We start from the raw sequence: 16253 nt of genomic DNA, 5'->3' as shown, positions 1-16253 counted from the left end.
CATCGCCGCGATTCCCGGCGCGTGGCACGTCTTTCCCCCTGATGCGAAGCCCTCATGACCCTACCCCTGCAACTCGCCGAATCCCGTCTCCTGCTGCCTGCCGGGCTTGATGCCAGCGGCCTGGAGCGCACCTTCGGCAGCCTGCTCGGGCCGGGCATCGATTTCGGCGACCTGTACTTCCAGCACGCCCGGCGCGAGAGCTGGACGGTCGAAGACGGCATCGTCAAGGACGGCGCGCATTCGATCGAGCAGGGCGTCGGCGTGCGCGCGATCAGCGGCGAGAAGACCGGCTTCGCCTATTCGGACGAGATCAACAGCGCCGCGCTGATCGCTGCCTCCACTTCGGCGCGTGCGATCGCGCGCGACGGCAACAGCGTGACCACCCGTTCGCTGGTGCGCAGCAATGCGCGCGCGCTGTATGCGCCGGAGGATCCGATCGACTCGCTGGGCAACGAGGACAAGGTCGAGGCATTGCGCCGGATCGACAAACTGCTGCGCGCCGCCGATCCGCGGGTCAAGCAGGTGATGGTGAGTCTGGCGGGGGGTGTCGATACCGTGCTGATCGCGCGCAGCGATGGCGTGCTGGCCGCCGACGTGCGGCCGCTGGTGCGCTTCAACGTGCAGGTCATCGTCGAGCAGAACGGCCGCCGAGAGTCCGGTTACACCGGCGGCGGTGGCCGCTACAGCTATGCCGAGCTGTTCGCCGACGGCAAGCCCGAGGCCTGGGGTCGCGAGGCGCTGCGGCAGGCCCTGGTCAACCTGGAAGCGGTCGACGCACCGGCCGGTGTGATGCCGGTGGTGCTCGGCAACGGCTGGCCCGGCGTGCTGCTGCACGAGGCGGTCGGCCACGGTCTGGAAGGCGACTTCAACCGCAAGGGCACCAGCACCTACGCGGGCCGGATGGGCCAGCGCGTCGCCGCGCCGGGCGTGACCATCGTCGACGACGGCACCCTGCCGGGCCGTCGCGGCTCGCTCAACATCGACGACGAGGGCACCCGCACCGAGTGCACCACCCTGATCGAGGACGGCGTGCTGGTGGGCTACATGCAGGACACCCTCAACGCGCGCCTGATGGGCATGACGCCGACCGGCAACGGCCGCCGCGAGTCCTTCGCCCATCTGCCGATGCCGCGCATGACCAACACCTACATGCTGGCCGGAAAGCACGATCCAGAAGAGATGATCCGTTCGGTCAAGAAGGGCCTGTACGCGGTGAATTTCGGCGGTGGCCAGGTCGACATCACCAGCGGCAAGTACGTGTTCTCCGCCACCGAGGCCTACCTGATCGAGGATGGAAGGATCACCGCGCCGGTGAAGGGCGCGACCCTGATCGGCAACGGCCCGGAAACCATGCAGAAGGTGCGGATGGTCGGCCACGACCTCGCGCTGGACGAAGGCGTCGGCGTGTGCGGCAAGGACGGCCAGAGCGTGCCGGTCGGCGTCGGCCAGCCCTCGTTGCTGATCGACGGCATCACGGTGGGCGGCACCCAGGCGTGAGTGTTGCGGTGTGCCTGCTGAATGCCCCGGCTTGCGCCCGCGGCAAGAAGGCTTACGGCAACTCGTCGTGTTCCGACGGGACGGCGTCATCGCCCGCCGGCTCGCCACCCAGCATCAGTTCGCGCAGCTGCCGGAACAGCTCGCGGAACGCCCGCGGCGGCTTGTTGCGCTTGCGTTCCTCCAGCGTGTTGCGCACCAGCTGGCGCAGGCCCTGGCGGTCTGCTTCCGGATGCAGGTCCAGCAGCTCGGCCAGCGCCTTATCGCCCTCATCCAGCAGGCGGTCGCGCCAGGCCTCGACCCGGTGCATCGCGGCGATCTCGCGGCGGGCGGTTTCGCCTTTGACGTCCAGCGCGTCGCGGATCGTGTCCAGCGTTTCCTCGTCCTCGCGCCGCATCTGCTTGGCCAGGAACGCCAGCTGGCGCTTGTGCGCGATGTGCGAGGTGATGCGGCGCGCTTCGCGGATGTGCGGCAGCAGCGACTCGGGCACCGGCAGCCGCGACAGCTGGGCGTCGGTCAGGGCGACCAGCTGCTCGCAGATCGCCAGCACCTCCAGCGCATCACGGCGCTGCTGGCTGCGGCTTTCGCCACGGTATTCGCCGGTTTCTTCGTCTCTGCCACGCATCGTTGATTTCCACTTTGTTGCCGGCGCTGCGCGGAATTTCCTCCCCGCAGGCCAAACCAGAAACAGGTTCCCGGATGCCGATCCGGAACCGCAGCCCGCAAGGATAAGACATTGAACGCCATCACCCCCGCCTCCGCGCCCGCCCACGCCGACAGCGATGCCCACCTGGACATGCTCGCGGCGCTGTCCGCCCGCCTGCTCGACAGCGCCCTTGCCCGGGGCGCCGACCAGGCCGAGGTGTCCTGCTCGGAGGACACCGGGCTGAACGTCAACGTGCGCATGGGCGAGGTCGAGACGGTCGAGTCCACCCGCGACCGCGGCATTGCGGTCACGGTCTATTTCAACGGCCGCAAGGGCAGCGCCTCGACCGCCGACCTGCGCGATGACAGCCTCGCGGCCACCGTCGAGCAGGCCTGCGCGATCGCGCGCTACACCGAGCACGATCCGGCCGCCGGTCTGGCCGATGCGGAGCTGATGGCGACCGACCTGCGCGAATTCGACAGCTGGCACCCGTGGGAAATCAGTGCCGACCAGGCGATCGACCTGGCGCTGGCCTGCGAGCAGGCGGGCCGCGACGTCGACCCGCGACTGGAAAATTCCGACGGCGCATCGGTCGGCAGTGGCAGCAGCCTGTCGGTGTACGCCAACTCGCACGGTTTCGTCGGTCGCGAGCGCAGTACCCAGCACAGCCTGGGTTGCGCGTTGATCGCCGGCCGCGGCGAGGACATGCAGCGCGACGGCTGGTACAGCATCGCGCTGGCCGCCGAGGGGCTGGAATCCCCGGCCGCGATCGGCCGCAAGGCCGCCGAGCGTGCGATCTCGCGCCTCGCTCCACGGCAGATTCCCACCGGCGAGTACCCGGTGCTGTTCTCGGCCGAGATCGCCCGCTCGCTGGTCGGGCATCTGCTGGGCGCGGTATCCGGCGGCGCCCTGTACCGGCGCGCCAGCTTCCTGCTCGACAGCGTCGGCACGCAGCTGTTTCCGGACTGGTTCGCGATCAAGGAACAGCCCTTCCTGCCGCGCGGCTTCCGCTCGTCCTCGTTCGATGCCGAGGGCGTGGCGACACGCGAGTCGGCCCTGGTCGCCGGCGGCATCCTGCAGCGCTATGTACTCGGCAGCTACTCGGCCCGCCGGCTCGGCCTGCAGACCACCGCCAACGCCGGCGGCGTGCACAACCTGCAGGTCACCGCGAATGCCGGCGACCAGCGATCGATGCTGGCCGGCATGGGGCGCGGCCTGCTGGTCACCGAGTTGATGGGGCAGGGCGTGAACAACATCACCGGCGATTACTCGCGCGGTGCGGCGGGTTTCTGGATCGAGGACGGCCAGATCCAGTACCCGGTCGACGGAATCACCATCGCCGGCAATCTGAAAAGCATGTTTGCTGCGATCGAGGCGGTCGGCAGCGATGTCGATGCGCGTTCGCACATCCGCACCGGTTCGATCCTGGTCGGGAAGATGACGGTGGCCGGCGAAAGTTGACCGCCGAACGGCGTCCTGCCGGTTGACCTGCCGCCGCGATGCGCCGACATTCAGGGGTGTTTCGACCGCGGAGTCACCCATGAGCCAGAACGAGAATGAACCCGCCGGCAGCCCGCCGCCGGAGCAAGAACCCCAAGCCCAGGTTTCCCACGAGCCGGCATCCCAGGCGACGCAGGGCAACGGCCTTTCCGCCGAGCAGCGCCAGTGGGCGATGTTCGCGCACTTGTCGGCACTGCTTGGCCTGTTCACCGGCGGTGTCGGTTGTGTCATCGGCCCGCTGGTGATCTGGCTGATCAAGAAGGAAACCATGCCGTTCGTCGACGACCAGGGCAAGGAAGCGTTGAACTTCAACATCACCGTGGCGGCTTCGGCCTTGATCCTCACGGTGGTGGGCACGATCCTGCTGGTGATCCTGGTCGGCTTCCTGTTCTATTTCGCGGTTTTCCTGCTGGGCATCTACTGGCTGGTGATGACCGTCATCGCGGCGATCAAGGCCAACGAAGGGGTGGCATACCGTTACCCGTTCACGCTGCGTCTAATCAAGTAAGCGCCGGTGATCAAGTAGACGCGCTGCTCGAATAGAAATTCCGCGCAGGAATTCAACGGGCCCCGGCGATGTTTCTCCGGGGCCCATTGCTTTTGGTCGTGCCTATTAGTTTGCGAGGTTCCTTTGGAGGGCCGGGGAGTCGGCGACGTAAGACTTTTCGCATTCGCGGCTCACGCCGCTCCTACAAGAGCCCTTCGTAACCTCGCTCCTTCGTAGAGTGATGTAAGTCGCGACCGTGGTCCTGTGCCGCCACCCACACCGTCAACCCGTCCGGGGCTGTTTTTGGTCCTGACCGTGAACCATCAGCGGCGTGCCTGCCGATCCAGCTGGTCCAGCCGGTGATCCAGCGGCGGGTGGGTGCGGTACATCTGGGTCAGCCGGGCCGAGCGGGTGCCCAGTGCCGTCATCTTCTGCAGCACCGCGTAGAACGCCAGCGGGTCGAAGCCGGCGCGTGCCAGGTAGATGCCGGCGGCCTGGTCGGCGCGGTATTCGGCATCGCGGTCCAGGCTGCCCATCAGCACGGCGGCGCCGTGCCGGCTCACGTAGTCCTTGGCATAGCTGGCGGCACCGGGGGCGCGAACCTGCGCCATCGCGATGTCCTTGCCGACGCCGGCGACCTCCTGCTTGCGGATCACCTCGTAGTGGTCGCGCTGGACGACGTGGCCGAGTTCGTGCGCGATCACCGCGGCGATTTCGGCATCGTCGGCGAGCAGGTCGTACAGTCCGCGCGTGATCAGGATGTAGCCGCCCGGCGCGGCGAAGGCGTTGACCTCGCCGTCGTCGATGATGCCGAACGTCCACGGCAGGTCGGGCCGCGCGGTCTGCGATGCGACCCAGCGCCCGACCAGGTTCACGCGTTTCTGTGCCTCGTCGTTGGCCCACAGCGGCGCGGCACCCAGCACGCGACCGGCGATGGCCGGCCCCAGTTCCAGTTCTTCGGCGGCCAGTTCCTGTTCGGACTTGCCGACAGCGCGGTCGGCCACGCGCATCGCGGAATCACCGATGGCGCCGGCGCCCAGTTTCGACAGCAGGCCGCGGGCCGTCGACAGTCCCTGGCGCTTTTCGGCCTGGGTGGCCTGCGGACGATTGCGGGCAGAGGCCACCGAGGCTTCGCCCGCCCAGTTGACCCTGCTTGCCTGCCAGCCCTGCGAGCGGGCGTGGGCGGCAGCCGTCGCCGGGTCGACGCGGTAGCCCTGCATGCGGGCGATGCCGGCGCTGTCATGGCTGGCACGGCGCAGGCTGCTTTCGTCGATGCCGCGCACGCTGGCGGTTTCGGTCACCCGGCCCTTGCCCGCGTTGCCGGTGAACAGCACCCGGGTGTTGGCAGCGGGCGCCTCGTTGCCGGCATAGGCCATGCGCACGTCATTGATGCGCACGTAGCCGGTCTTGCCGGCGCCCAGCTCAAGCCGGTACCACAGGCCTTGCTGGGCGATGATCCGGACCGCGGCGTTGCGCGACAGGGTGGCGACTTTGGCGGTATCGAATGCCGGGCCGCTGTGCACATCGACCGAGGCCTTGTGCACGACGGCCGGCATCTCGGCCTGGCTGCCGGCGGCGGCGACAACACCACTGGCGGTGGCAAACAGCAGCAAGGGCAGCAGGAAGGTGGTCGTGCGGAAGCTTATCCGGTGGCGCATGCGTCATCTCCATCAGGCTCTGGGCCTGTCTGAACACAGGTGTTTGCGGCCGTCAGTGGCCATTCGTCGCGCTGGTTGAAATCCTGCCCCAGCAGCGCGCGCAGCTGCAGGCGTTCACGTTCGCGGTCCTCGTCGCCGATCCTTGCCGCGGCCATGCATATCCGTACCTGGCAGGTGTCGTCGAGCTGCCGGTTGATGGCGTTGATCTCTGCATACAGCGCATCCAGGCCGCGTCGTACCTGTGCGCGCACATCGGCCTCATCCGTGCCCTTCCACACCAGCAGCATCAGGTCGTCGAGGAGCGCGTTGAGCCAGCTCTTGCGCTCGACGATGCCCTCGACCATGACGATGTCGCCGGTGGTGTAGACGAAGCGGCGCAGGGCGCGCCGGTATTCGCGACGCTTGCGCTTGTAGACGACCGGGTCGAGACCCGCGACGGGCGCAAGCCGCAGCCGCGCGACCAGCAGCCAGGGGTACCGGCGCGTGTCGAGTTCCCGCAGGTAGTCGCTGTTGCCGTCGGCGCGTCCTCGCTGGATGGCCGTGTACATCCGGCACAGGCCGAAGCACAGGCTGACGAAGGCGACGCTGGCGAAGATGTCGAGGAACACACCGAAGAAAGTCAGCCCGGCGAAGGCGGCCAGCAACATCGTGGCGTTGACCGCGACGAACACCGAGTCGACATCCTTGTGCGGCTCGCCGCGCCAGAACACGAACGTGACCAGCAGCGTGGCCAGTGCCGCGAGCACGTACTTCAGCCAGGTGGGCGGCATCCGGATCGCGCTGCCGGTGATCAGTGCCTCGGTGGCTTCGGCGAGCACCTCGACCCCGGGCATGGCGCCGTTGACCGGGGTTGGTTTGGCGTCGTTGATGCCGGCGGCGGTGTAGCCGATGAGTGCGACCGCGCCGTCCAGCGATGGCGGAGCCGCGCCTTCGGGCTGGCACACGGGTCGGCGCTCGATGACATCGGCGGCGCTCACGTAAGGCAGCTGCGAGCGGGTGCGCCAGTTGATCCGCAGCAGCTCCGGGGCTGCGGCGGCATGGTGGCCCTCGGCCAGCAACGCCAGCCGCAACGGCAGTGCCGGCAGCGCCCAGCCGCCGATGTCCTGGTACAGGCGCACGTCGCGCAGCACGCCGTCACCGGCGCGGGCGACATTGACCAGGCCGCTGTTCGCCGCCATCGCCTTGCCGTACGGCAGCATCAGCGCCACCGCGGGTCCGGGTCGCGCTGCGGCGGGAGCCAGTGCGAACGCGCCGGGGACGGCGTCGGCGGTCAGCATCGCCTGCGCATCGAAGTCCGGATGCATGCGCGAGGACGCGAACAGGAAACGACCATCGCCGGCTTCGGCCATGGCCTCCAGGAGGGCGTCGCCTTGTGGGTCCTGCAGGGAGGCATCGGCAAAGATCACGTCGAACGCCGCGGCGCGTACGCCGGCGCGGTCGAGGTTGCCGAGCAGGTCGGCGTGGCGTTCACGGCTCCACGGCCAGCCACCCTCGCCGAGGTTGCGGAAGTGGTCGATCGAGCAGTCGTCGATTTCCACGATCACGGTACGGCCGGAAGGCTTCGGCTCCAGCGGGCGCCATTGCAGGACCTGGTCGAAGATCGCGTCCTCGGCGGCGTCCAGCGAACGCGCATGCGTCCAGTCCCAGGCCAGCCAGCCGATCGCGGCGAACGCCAGCAGGGGGTAGAACGCGAACTTCAACCACAGCGTCAGGCGCGCGAGCGGGCGACGGTAGCCCCGCAGCACCTTCGTCCACTGGTCCATGAGCGCGACGTTGAGCCGCGTTACCGAGGCATCGAGCCGGGCCGCCTGCGCACGTATCCATCGGTGGGTCACGAGCGCCTCCTGGCGGCCGGTGGTCCATTGGTCGGAATGATGTACGTCGGAACGCGTCCGGGGCGGACAGGCCCCTCGGTGACGATGGCTCAGTGTTGGCGATCGACCGCGTGGCGGCCGAGTGCGGCGAGTGCCTCCGCGCGCGAGCCGAACGGTGCGAGGGCATCGTCCATCGCATCGACCAGTTGCGCCAGCCGGCGACGGGACGCATCGATGCCCAGCAGCGCGGGGAAGGTCGCCTTGTCCTGCGCGGCGTCCTTGCCGGCGGTCTTGCCCAGGGTGGCACTGTCGCCCTCGACATCGAGGATGTCGTCGCGGACCTGGAACGCCAAGCCGAGCGCGTCGGCGTAACGGTCCAGGCGGGCGAGGTCGTCGCTGGCGGCGCCACCGCACAGCGCGCCCATGCGCACGGCGGCGCGGATCAGCGCACCGGTCTTGAGTGCGTGCAGGCGTTCCAGTTCGGCAACGGCCAGCGTGCCGGCACCGGTGGCGGCGAGGTCGAGCGCCTGCCCGCCGCACATCCCGGCGCTGCCGGCGGCATTGGCCAGGGTACGCAGCAGTTCGATCCGGACCGCGTCGCTGACGGGGGTGTCTGCCAGCACGGCGAAGGCCAGCGATTGCAGTGCGTCGCCGGCCAGGATCGCGGTGGCCTCGTCGAAGGCGACGTGCACGGTCGGCTGGCCGCGGCGCAGCTCGTCGTCGTCCATCGCCGGCAGGTCGTCATGCACCAGCGAGTACGCATGGATCAGCTCGATCGCGACGGCCGGCGCATCCAGCGCGTCAGGCGCGGCGTCGAACAGCGTGCCCGCGGCGTGCACCAGCAGCGGCCGCATGCGCTTGCCGCCGAGCAGGACGGCGTGGCGCATCGCCGCGTGCAGACGTTGCGGGGAGGCGGTGGGATCGGGCAGGGCGAGGGCCAGCGCGGCGTCGATGCGCTCGCGCCATCGCGCCAGATGCAGCTCAGACATCGGGTGAGGAGGCGCCGGCGAGGGGTTCGAACGGTTCGGCGCTGGCCGGGTCCTGCGGGTCGCTGAGCAGGCGCACGCGCAGCTCGGCCTGTTCGAGCGCGCTCGAACAGTGGCGGTACAGGCCGACACCGCGCTCGTAGGCGGCGAGCGACTCTTCCAGGCTCATCTCGCCGTGCTCCATTTTCTCGACCAGTTGCTCAAGCGCGTCGAGCGAGGTTTCGAAGTCGGCGACCGGGGAGGCTTCGGGGGTGGCTTTGCGAGGCATCCGCGCAGTGTCGGCCAGCGCGTGGATGCGGTCAATCCGATGCGGGATGCCAGCGCAGGTGCGCGCCTTGCCGCTCCAGCCAGTCCGCGAACTCCCCCTCGTAAGCCAGGTCGGCGACGGCCAGCAGCTTGCCGTCAGGCGCGGACAGCAACGGTAGTCCGGGGCGTTGCCACGGCGGCACGCCGAGCTCCTGCAGCACATGCTTGAGCGCGTGGCTGTGGGTCCGGCCGGGCAGGGTGATGCGTTCGCCGCCGCGGCGGGCCGTGACCCGACAGGGGTTTGGCAAAGCGGGCGCGCCTTCCAGTACCAGCTCGCCCCCATTGGGCAGTGGCAACGGCCGGCTGCCGTCCCAGGAGGTGCGCCATCCATCCGGCAGACCGGCCTGGACGGGGGCGGCGTGCAGGTCGTCGCGCCAGGCGTGGATGACGGCGCCGCTCCATTCGAACCGGGCCGAGGCGTCGGCGCGCGCGCGCAGCAGGTCGGATTCGATCCGTGCCAGGCCGTGGGCCGGCAGGGGTGGCAGTCCCAGTCCGGTAGTCCAGCGACGCAACACGCGCGCACGGCGCGGGGCCGGCAAGGCGAGCAGCGCCGCGCGCGACAGCACGCGCGGGTGGTGGCCCGCGCTCGAAGCCAGCGCGGCCGCATCCTCGGCGTCCAGCAGTTGGCTGGCTTCATCGCACAGGGTCGCGGAGCGGGCGAACGCCGCGTCGGCCTGTGGCCAGCGTGCGCGCAGCAACGGCAGCACCTGCTGGCGCAGGAAGTTGCGATCGAAGCGGCTGTCGGTATTGCTCGGATCCTCGATCCAGCGCAGTCCGTGTGCGTTCGCATAGGCGAGCAGGGCGGCGCGCGGGATGTCCAGCAAGGGCCGCCACAGTCGCCCGGCACCGAAGTCGCGCCAGCGTCGCATCGCCGACAAGCCGTCCACGCCCGATCCGCGCAGGGCGCGCAGCAGGAAGGTCTCGGCCTGGTCGTCGCGGTGGTGGGCCAGGGTCAGCACGTCGCCGGGTTCGAGCTTGCTGGCGAAGGCGGCATGGCGGGCATCGCGCGCGGCGGCCTCGGTGCCGTTGCCGTCGGGTTGTACGGTCACCGGGACGGTGTCGAAGGCAATCCCGAGCGCGCTGCAGACGTTTTCGCAGTGCGCCGCCCAGCGGTCGGCATTGGCGTGCAGACCGTGGTGGATGTGGATGGCGCGCAGGCCGGACGTACGGACGGCGGGATCGCTGGCCAACGCGTGCAGCAGGACGGTGGAATCCAGGCCGCCGCTGAAGCCGACCAGCAGGCGGGCCCGGGGCCGGTCGTGGAATGCCTGACCAAGGAACGTCTGGTCAGGCAGCGGGCGTGGCGTGTGCATCGACAGATGGTGCCACGAGGCGGTCACAGTGACCGGGTAATGACGGTGGAACGTCTGCATGCTTGCTAACGTAGGCGGCCGCCTTGCCCCGGGTGACAGGGGACACTTCCAGCGCAATGCCTACTGCCGCGAAGCCGGTATCGGAGCCAGCCTTGAGCCACCTGTTCGAACCCCTGCAGCAACGGTCGGTCGCATTCCGCAACCGCCTGGCGGTGTCGCCGATGTGCCAGTACTCCGCCCGCGACGGCATGCCCGACGACTGGCACCTGGTGCATCTGGGCAGCCGCGCGGTGGGCGGTGCCGCGGCGGTGATCGCCGAGGCGACCGCGATCGCGCCCGAAGGCCGGATATCGCCCGCGGACACCGGCATCTGGAACGACGCGCAAGCCGACGCCTGGGCGCGTATTGCCGGTTTCATCGAGGCGCAGGGCGCGGTGGCCGGCATCCAGTTGGCGCACGCCGGGCGCAAGGCCAGCACGCATGCGCCCTGGCTCGGCCGCGGAGCGGTGCCGGCGCAGGACGGTGGCTGGGTTCCGGTGGCACCGTCCGCACTCGCCTTCGATGCGCATTACGCGCAGCCGCGGGCGCTGGATCGCGCCGGGATCGCCAGGGTCATCGAGGACTTCGCGCTGGCTGCGCGGCGTTCGCTCAAAGCGGGGTTCCGTCTGTTGGAAGTCCACGCCGCCCACGGCTACCTGCTGCACCAGTTCCTCTCGCCGTTGTCGAACCGGCGCGAGGACGACTACGGCGGCAGCTTCCAGAACCGTGTGCGGCTGCTGTGCGTGGTGCTCGACGCGGTGCGCCACGAATGGCCGCAGGAGCTGCCGGTGTGGGTGCGGATCTCGGCGACCGACTGGGCTGACGGCGGCTGGGACATCGAGCAGAGCGTCGCCTTGTCCCGCTTGTTGGCCGGGCATGGCGTGGATCTGGTCGATGTCTCCTCCGGCGGGCTGGTGCCGGATGTCGAGATTCCGCTGGAGCCGGGTTATCAGGCGCCGTTCGCCGCCCGCATCCGCCGCGAAGCCGGTATCGCGACCGGAGCGGTGGGCCTGATCACCGATGCGCAATACGCGGATGCGCTGGTCGCCACCGGCGAGGCGGACATGGTGTTGCTGGCCCGCGAGCTGCTGCGCGACCCGTACTTTCCGCAGCGTGCGGCCCGGCAACTGGGAGCGGAGATGCCGGTTCCGGTGCAGTACCAGCGAGCCTGGTGATTGCCTGATCCGTGTCCGGCAGATCAGGGTGCAGGACAGGGGGCCGGGCAGGGTGCAGGGCCGGTCAAGGTCGGAGCCGTCCGCATGCAGCGCGCTGCCCCGCAGGTCGGCATGCCGACCTGTCGAACGCTCCTTTCCGGATACGGGTGACCGGCTTTGCGGGGCGCACAGCGCCGCTGCCGCTCGGCCGCGTTATGCGGCCTCGTAGGCGCCGTAGTTGCGCAGGCGCGCGTAGCGTCGTTCAAGCAGCTCTTCGATCGGCAGCGCTTCGAGGGCATCCAGCTCGTTCAGCAGCACCGCCTTGAGCCGGGTCGCGATCTGCCGGGGGTTGCGGTGCGCGCCGCCGGTCGGCTCGCGCACGACCTTGTCGACCAGCCCCAGCCCTTGCAGGCGCTTGGCGGTCAGGCCCAGTTGCTCGGCGGCATCCTTGGCCTTGGCGGGGTCTTTCCACAGGATCGAGGCGCAGCCTTCCGGGGAAATCACCGAATAGGTGCTGTGCTCCATCATCACCGTGCAGTCGCCGACGCCGATCGCCAGTGCGCCGCCGGAGCCGCCTTCGCCGATCACGGTGCAGATGATCGGGGTCTTCAGTTCGGCCATTTCCAGCAGGTTGCGGGCGATGGCTTCGGACTGGCCGCGCTCTTCCGCGCCGATGCCTGGGTAGGCGCCGGGCGTGTCGATGAAGGTCAACAGCGGCAGGTGAAAACGCTCGGCCAGCTTCATCAGGCGCAGGGCCTTGCGGTAGCCCTCCGGGCGCGGCATGCCGAAGTTGCGGCGCACCTTGCTCTTGGTGTCGCGGCCCTTCTCGTGGCCAATGACGACCACCGCGCGGCCGCCGATGCGGGCCAGCCCGCCGACGATCGCGGCGTCGTCGCTGTAGGCGCGGTCGCCGGCCAGTTCCTGGAACTCGTCGCACATCACCCGGATGTAGTCGGTGGTGTGCGGGCGCGCCGGATGCCGGGCGAGCTGCGACACCTGCCACGGGCTCAGGTCGCGGAAGATCTGTGCGGTGCGCTTGCGCAACTTGTCCTGCAGGGCATGGACTTCGGTGTCGGCATCGACCGCCGAGCCACGACTGGCCTGGCGAAGTTCCTGGATCTTGGTTTCCAGATCGGCGATGGGTTGTTCGAAATCGAGGTAGTTCGGATTCATGTGTGGGCCGCTGGCCTGTGAAGTGGACAAGTCTAGCCGACCGGTCCGGATCGTACCGGAGGCGCGGGGTCGGCTGGCGTCAGCAAGCCCAGGGTCGGCCCAGTGCCAGTTTCACCGTCCTCACGCCCGGCACGGCCCGCAGCGCTCCCGCCAACTCGGCGTCCACCCGCACGCCGTGGCTGCCATTGAGGTCGACCATGCCCGCGGCCGCTTCGATCAGCAGGTCCAGCCGCAGCGGCGTCGCGCCCGGCCGGTGCCTGGCCAGCAACGCATCGACCCGCTGCCAGGTGCCGGGTACGCGCAGGTCCAGTCGCAGCGACAGGCGCGTGGCGTGTTCGGCGCAGATCTGGTTGTAGTCCCAGCAACGTTCGGCCTTCAGCGCGAAGCCACCGCTGAATGCGTCCTCGCGCAGGCCACCCTTGATCACCAGCAGGCGGTCGCGGGTCAGCAGCTGGGCGAATTCGGCGTAGGTCTCGGAGAAGAACGCGCACTCGAGACGGCCGCGACCGTCCTCGATCTGCACGAACATCTGGCTGTCGCCCTTCTTGCGCACCGCGACGACCTGACCGGCCATCACCGTGTCCAGTTCCGGTCGCCAGCCGCTGCGGGCGCTGTCGGGGCGCGACTCCCAGATCTTTTCCAGGTCGCCCAGGTCGTGGCCGACCAGGTCGCGCAACTCGTCGCGGTACGGGTCGAACGGATGGCCGCTGAGGTAGTGGCCCAGGGTTTCGCGCTCGCCGGCAAGCAGTCGCCCGAGCGGAAACTCGTCGGTTTCCCTCAACTCGATCCGCAAGGCCGGCGCTGCGCTTTCACCGCCACCGAACAGACTGACCTGGCCGGCCTCGCGCTCGCGCGCGAGCTGGTCGGTCGCGCGCAACACCTCGGGCAGCTGCAGCATCAGGCTCGCGCGGTTCCTGCCGAGCTTGTCCAGTGCGCCGGCCTGGATGAGGGCTTCCAGCGCGCGGCGATTGAGCTTGCCGCTGTCGACGCGCTTGCAGAAATCCAGCAGGTCGTCGAACGGCCCGGCGCGGCGCGCCTGCACGATCGCCTCGCAGGCGCCGTGGCCGACGCCTTTCACCGCGCCCAGGCCATAGCGGATCGTGCCGACCGGCAGCCTTTCCGGTGACGGCGAAGCAGGGCGCGCGTCCGTATTGGCTGGCGAATCGGGCTTTGGCGGTGCCACCGCCTCGAACATGTACTGCGACGCATCCACGTCCGGCGGCAACACGGCCAGGTTCATCGCCCGGCATTCGTCGAGGAAGCCGGTGACCTTGTCGGTGTTGTCCATGTCGCTGGACAGCACCGCGGCCATGAACTCCGCCGGGTAGTGCACCTTGAGCCAGGCGGTCTGGTAGGCGACCAGCGCGTAGGCGGCCGAGTGCGACTTGTTGAAGCCGTACTCGGCGAACTTCTCCATCAGGTCGAAGATCGGGCTGGCGATCTTGGCCGGAATGCCGTTGGCCAGGCAGCCGGCCTCGAACTTGGCCCGCTCCTTGGCCATCTCCTCGGGCTTCTTCTTGCCCATCGCGCGGCGCAGCAGGTCGGCGCCGCCGAGCGAGTAGCCCGCCATCACCTGGGCGATCTGCATCACCTGTTCCTGGTACACGATCACGCCGTAGGTCGGGCCGAGCACCGGCTCCAGCGACGGGTGCGGGTAGCTGACTTCGGCCACGCCGTGCTTGCGGTCGACCCAGTCCTTGTCCATCCCCGAGCCCAGCGGGCCGGGCCGGAACAGCGCCGCCAGCGCGATGATGTCCTCGAAGGTGTCGGGCCTGGCGCGCTTGAGCAGCTCGCGCATGCCACGTGACTCGAACTGGAACACCGCCACGCCTTCGCCGCGCGCGAACAGCTCGTAGGTCGGCTTGTCGTCCAGCGGCAACGTGGTGATGTCGAGCGGTGGCTCGCCGGCCGTCGCGCGGCGCACGTTGATGGCCTTCACCGCCCAGTCGATGATCGTCAGCGTGCGCAGGCCGAGGAAGTCGAACTTGACCAGCCCGACCGACTCCACGTCGTCCTTGTCGAACTGGGTGACCGGGGTCTTGCCGCGTCCCTCGCCGTCGTGTTCGGCGAACAGCGGGCAGAAATCGCTCAGCGGCGAGGGCGCGATCACCACGCCACCCGCGTGCCGGCCTGCGTTGCGGGTCAGGTTCTCCAGGCTGCGCGCCAGGTCGAGCAGGTCGCGCACGTCGTCCTCGGAGTGGTAGCGCGCGATCAGGTCGGCGGAGGCGAGCTCCGGGTTCTTTTTCGCCGCCTCCGACTCGCCCAGGGCATCGCCGAGACTGACGCCGAGGGTCATCGGGATCAGCTTGGCGATGCCGTCGACGAAGCCGTACGGGTGGCCCAGCACCCGGCCGCAGTCGCGCACCACAGCCTTCGCCGCCATGGTGCCGTAGGTGATGATCTGGCTGACCCGGTCGCGGCCGTACTTGCGCGCGACGTAGTCGATCACCTCGTCGCGGCGGTCCATGCAGAAGTCGATGTCGAAGTCGGGCATCGACACGCGTTCGGGGTTCAGGAAGCGCTCGAACAGCAGGTCGTACGGCAGCGGGTCCAGGTCGGTGATGCCCAGCGCCCACGCCACCAGCGAACCGGCACCCGAGCCGCGGCCGGGACCGACCGGGATGCCTTGCTGCTTGCCCCAGTTGATGAAGTCCGCAACGATCAGGAAGTAGCCGGGGAAACCCATCGACAGGATGACGTCGAGCTCGGTTTCCAGCCGCTGGTCGTACACCTCGCGGGTCTTGCCGGGCGCGAGCGGGGCTTTCTCCAGCCGCTGCGCGAGGCCCTCGCGCGCGGAGTTGCGCAGCCAGGATTCGATCGTGTGCTCAGCAGGTACCGGAAACGCCGGCAGGTAGTAGGTGCCCAGCTGCATCTCGACGTTGCAGCGGGTCGCCAGTGCGAGCGCGTTGTCGATCGCATCGGGCACGTCGGCGAACAGTTCGGCCATCTGCCCGGACGATTTCAGGTACTGCTCGGGGCTGTACTCCTTCGGCCGCTTGGGGTCGTCCAGCACCCGGCCGGTGGAGATGCACACGCGCGCCTCGTGGGCGTCGAAACCGTCGGCGTCGAGGAAGCGCGTGTCGTTGCTGGCGATCACCGGCAGGCCGCGCTTGCTCGAGGTGTGCAGGGCGAAGCTGTTGAAGGCCGCCTCGTCATCACGACCGGTGCGGGTCAACTCCAGGTGCAGCCGCTCGCCGAACGTGCCCTGCCAGTCGGCCAGCCACGCCTCGGCCAGTTCGTGGCGATGCGAGGTCGCCAGCCGTCCGGCCAGGCTCTGCCGCCCGGCCAGCGCGAACAGGCCCTCGTTGTCCTCGCGCAGCCACTCCGGCCGCAGCGCCACGCTGTCGGTGCGGTGGCCTTCCATCCACATCCGGCTGAGCAGGCGCGACAGGGTCAGATAGCCGGTGTGGTCGCGGCACAGAAGGGTCAGCCGCGATGTCGCTTCATTGCCGTCGGCCAGGCCGATGTCCGCGCCGAGGATCGGCTTGATCCCGGCGCCTTCTGCCTTGCGGTAGAACTTGACCGCGGCGAACAGGTTGTTGACGTCGGTCAATGCAACCGCAGGCTGGCCCAGCGCAACGCAGCGCTTGACCAGCTCGTCGATCCGGATGGTGGAATCGACGAGCGAGAATTCGCTGTGCAGGTGGAGGTGTATGAAGCGCGCTGACATTCGTGCCGTGGAC

The 16253-nt window shown here is 69.1% G+C and carries 12 protein-coding genes; 4 read left to right on the top strand and 8 right to left on the bottom strand.

Going from position 1 to position 16253, the window contains the following annotated elements; translation table 11 throughout:
• Positions 1–54: 54 nt before the first annotated feature.
• Complete coding sequence (gene tldD / locus N792_RS03250) at positions 55–1497, top strand: metalloprotease TldD (RefSeq protein WP_036192639.1); 1443 nt, start codon at positions 55–57, stop codon at positions 1495–1497.
• A 52-nt stretch (positions 1498–1549) separates the two neighbouring features.
• On the opposite strand, the gene yjgA is transcribed toward tldD, so the two are convergent.
• Positions 1550–2119, bottom strand: a complete 570-nt coding sequence (gene yjgA / locus N792_RS03245; RefSeq protein WP_036192638.1) for a ribosome biogenesis factor YjgA — start codon at positions 2117–2119, stop codon at positions 1550–1552.
• 171 nt (positions 2120–2290) lie between these two features.
• On the opposite strand from yjgA, the gene pmbA reads away from it, so the two are divergent.
• Together pmbA and N792_RS03235 are read left to right on the top strand one after the other, a co-directional pair.
• Positions 2291–3601, top strand: a complete 1311-nt coding sequence (pmbA, locus tag N792_RS03240; RefSeq protein ID WP_156969294.1) for a metalloprotease PmbA — start codon at positions 2291–2293, stop codon at positions 3599–3601.
• Positions 3602–3680: 79 nt separating this feature from the next.
• A complete protein-coding gene (locus N792_RS03235) occupies positions 3681–4148 on the top strand; it encodes a DUF4870 domain-containing protein (protein ID WP_255516762.1) in 468 nt (155 codons plus the stop codon).
• A gap of 302 nt (positions 4149–4450) precedes the next feature.
• On the opposite strand, the gene N792_RS13370 is transcribed toward N792_RS03235, so the two are convergent.
• The 5 genes from N792_RS13370 to tilS form a co-directional block, all read right to left on the bottom strand.
• The gene (locus N792_RS13370) at positions 4451–5785 is read right to left on the bottom strand and encodes a M48 family metallopeptidase (RefSeq protein ID WP_052103376.1); all 1335 of its coding nucleotides are present in this window, start codon (positions 5783–5785) and stop codon (positions 4451–4453) included.
• Complete coding sequence (locus N792_RS03225; RefSeq protein WP_156969280.1) at positions 5770–7620, bottom strand: CHASE2 domain-containing protein; 1851 nt, start codon at positions 7618–7620, stop codon at positions 5770–5772. Before N792_RS03225 ends, N792_RS13370 begins: the two co-directional genes overlap by 16 nt.
• 89 nt (positions 7621–7709) lie before the next feature.
• Positions 7710–8588: a polyprenyl synthetase family protein gene (locus N792_RS03220; RefSeq protein WP_036192635.1), complete on the bottom strand. Its 879-nt coding sequence runs from the start codon at positions 8586–8588 to the stop codon at positions 7710–7712.
• Positions 8581–8853, bottom strand: a complete 273-nt coding sequence (locus tag N792_RS03215) for an exodeoxyribonuclease VII small subunit (RefSeq protein ID WP_036192634.1) — start codon at positions 8851–8853, stop codon at positions 8581–8583. The genes N792_RS03220 and N792_RS03215 overlap by 8 nt, the downstream gene beginning before the upstream one ends.
• A gap of 31 nt (positions 8854–8884) precedes the next feature.
• Complete coding sequence (tilS, locus tag N792_RS03210; protein WP_084105386.1) at positions 8885–10204, bottom strand: tRNA lysidine(34) synthetase TilS; 1320 nt, start codon at positions 10202–10204, stop codon at positions 8885–8887.
• A 116-nt stretch (positions 10205–10320) separates the two neighbouring features.
• Here tilS and N792_RS03205 point away from each other — a divergent pair, with 116 nt between their 5' ends.
• Positions 10321–11418 (top strand): NADH:flavin oxidoreductase/NADH oxidase, encoded by a 1098-nt coding sequence (locus N792_RS03205; RefSeq protein ID WP_052103374.1) that lies wholly within the window; start codon positions 10321–10323, stop codon positions 11416–11418.
• A 192-nt stretch (positions 11419–11610) separates the two neighbouring features.
• Here the strand turns inward: N792_RS03205 and N792_RS03200 are convergent, their stop codons facing one another.
• Complete coding sequence (locus tag N792_RS03200) at positions 11611–12570, bottom strand: acetyl-CoA carboxylase carboxyltransferase subunit alpha (RefSeq protein ID WP_036192632.1); 960 nt, start codon at positions 12568–12570, stop codon at positions 11611–11613.
• A 79-nt stretch (positions 12571–12649) separates the two neighbouring features.
• Positions 12650–16240, bottom strand: coding sequence for a DNA polymerase III subunit alpha (gene dnaE, locus N792_RS03195; RefSeq protein ID WP_036192631.1), 3591 nt, complete (start codon positions 16238–16240; stop codon positions 12650–12652).
• Positions 16241–16253: the final 13 nt, after the last annotated feature.

Origin of the sequence: Lysobacter concretionis Ko07 = DSM 16239 (assembly GCF_000768345.1) — a bacterium.
Classification (GTDB): Bacteria; Pseudomonadota; Gammaproteobacteria; order Xanthomonadales; family Xanthomonadaceae; genus Novilysobacter; species Novilysobacter concretionis.
Note: the sequence above shows the minus strand (reverse complement) of the source record. Positions and strands in the feature narration are given on the sequence as shown.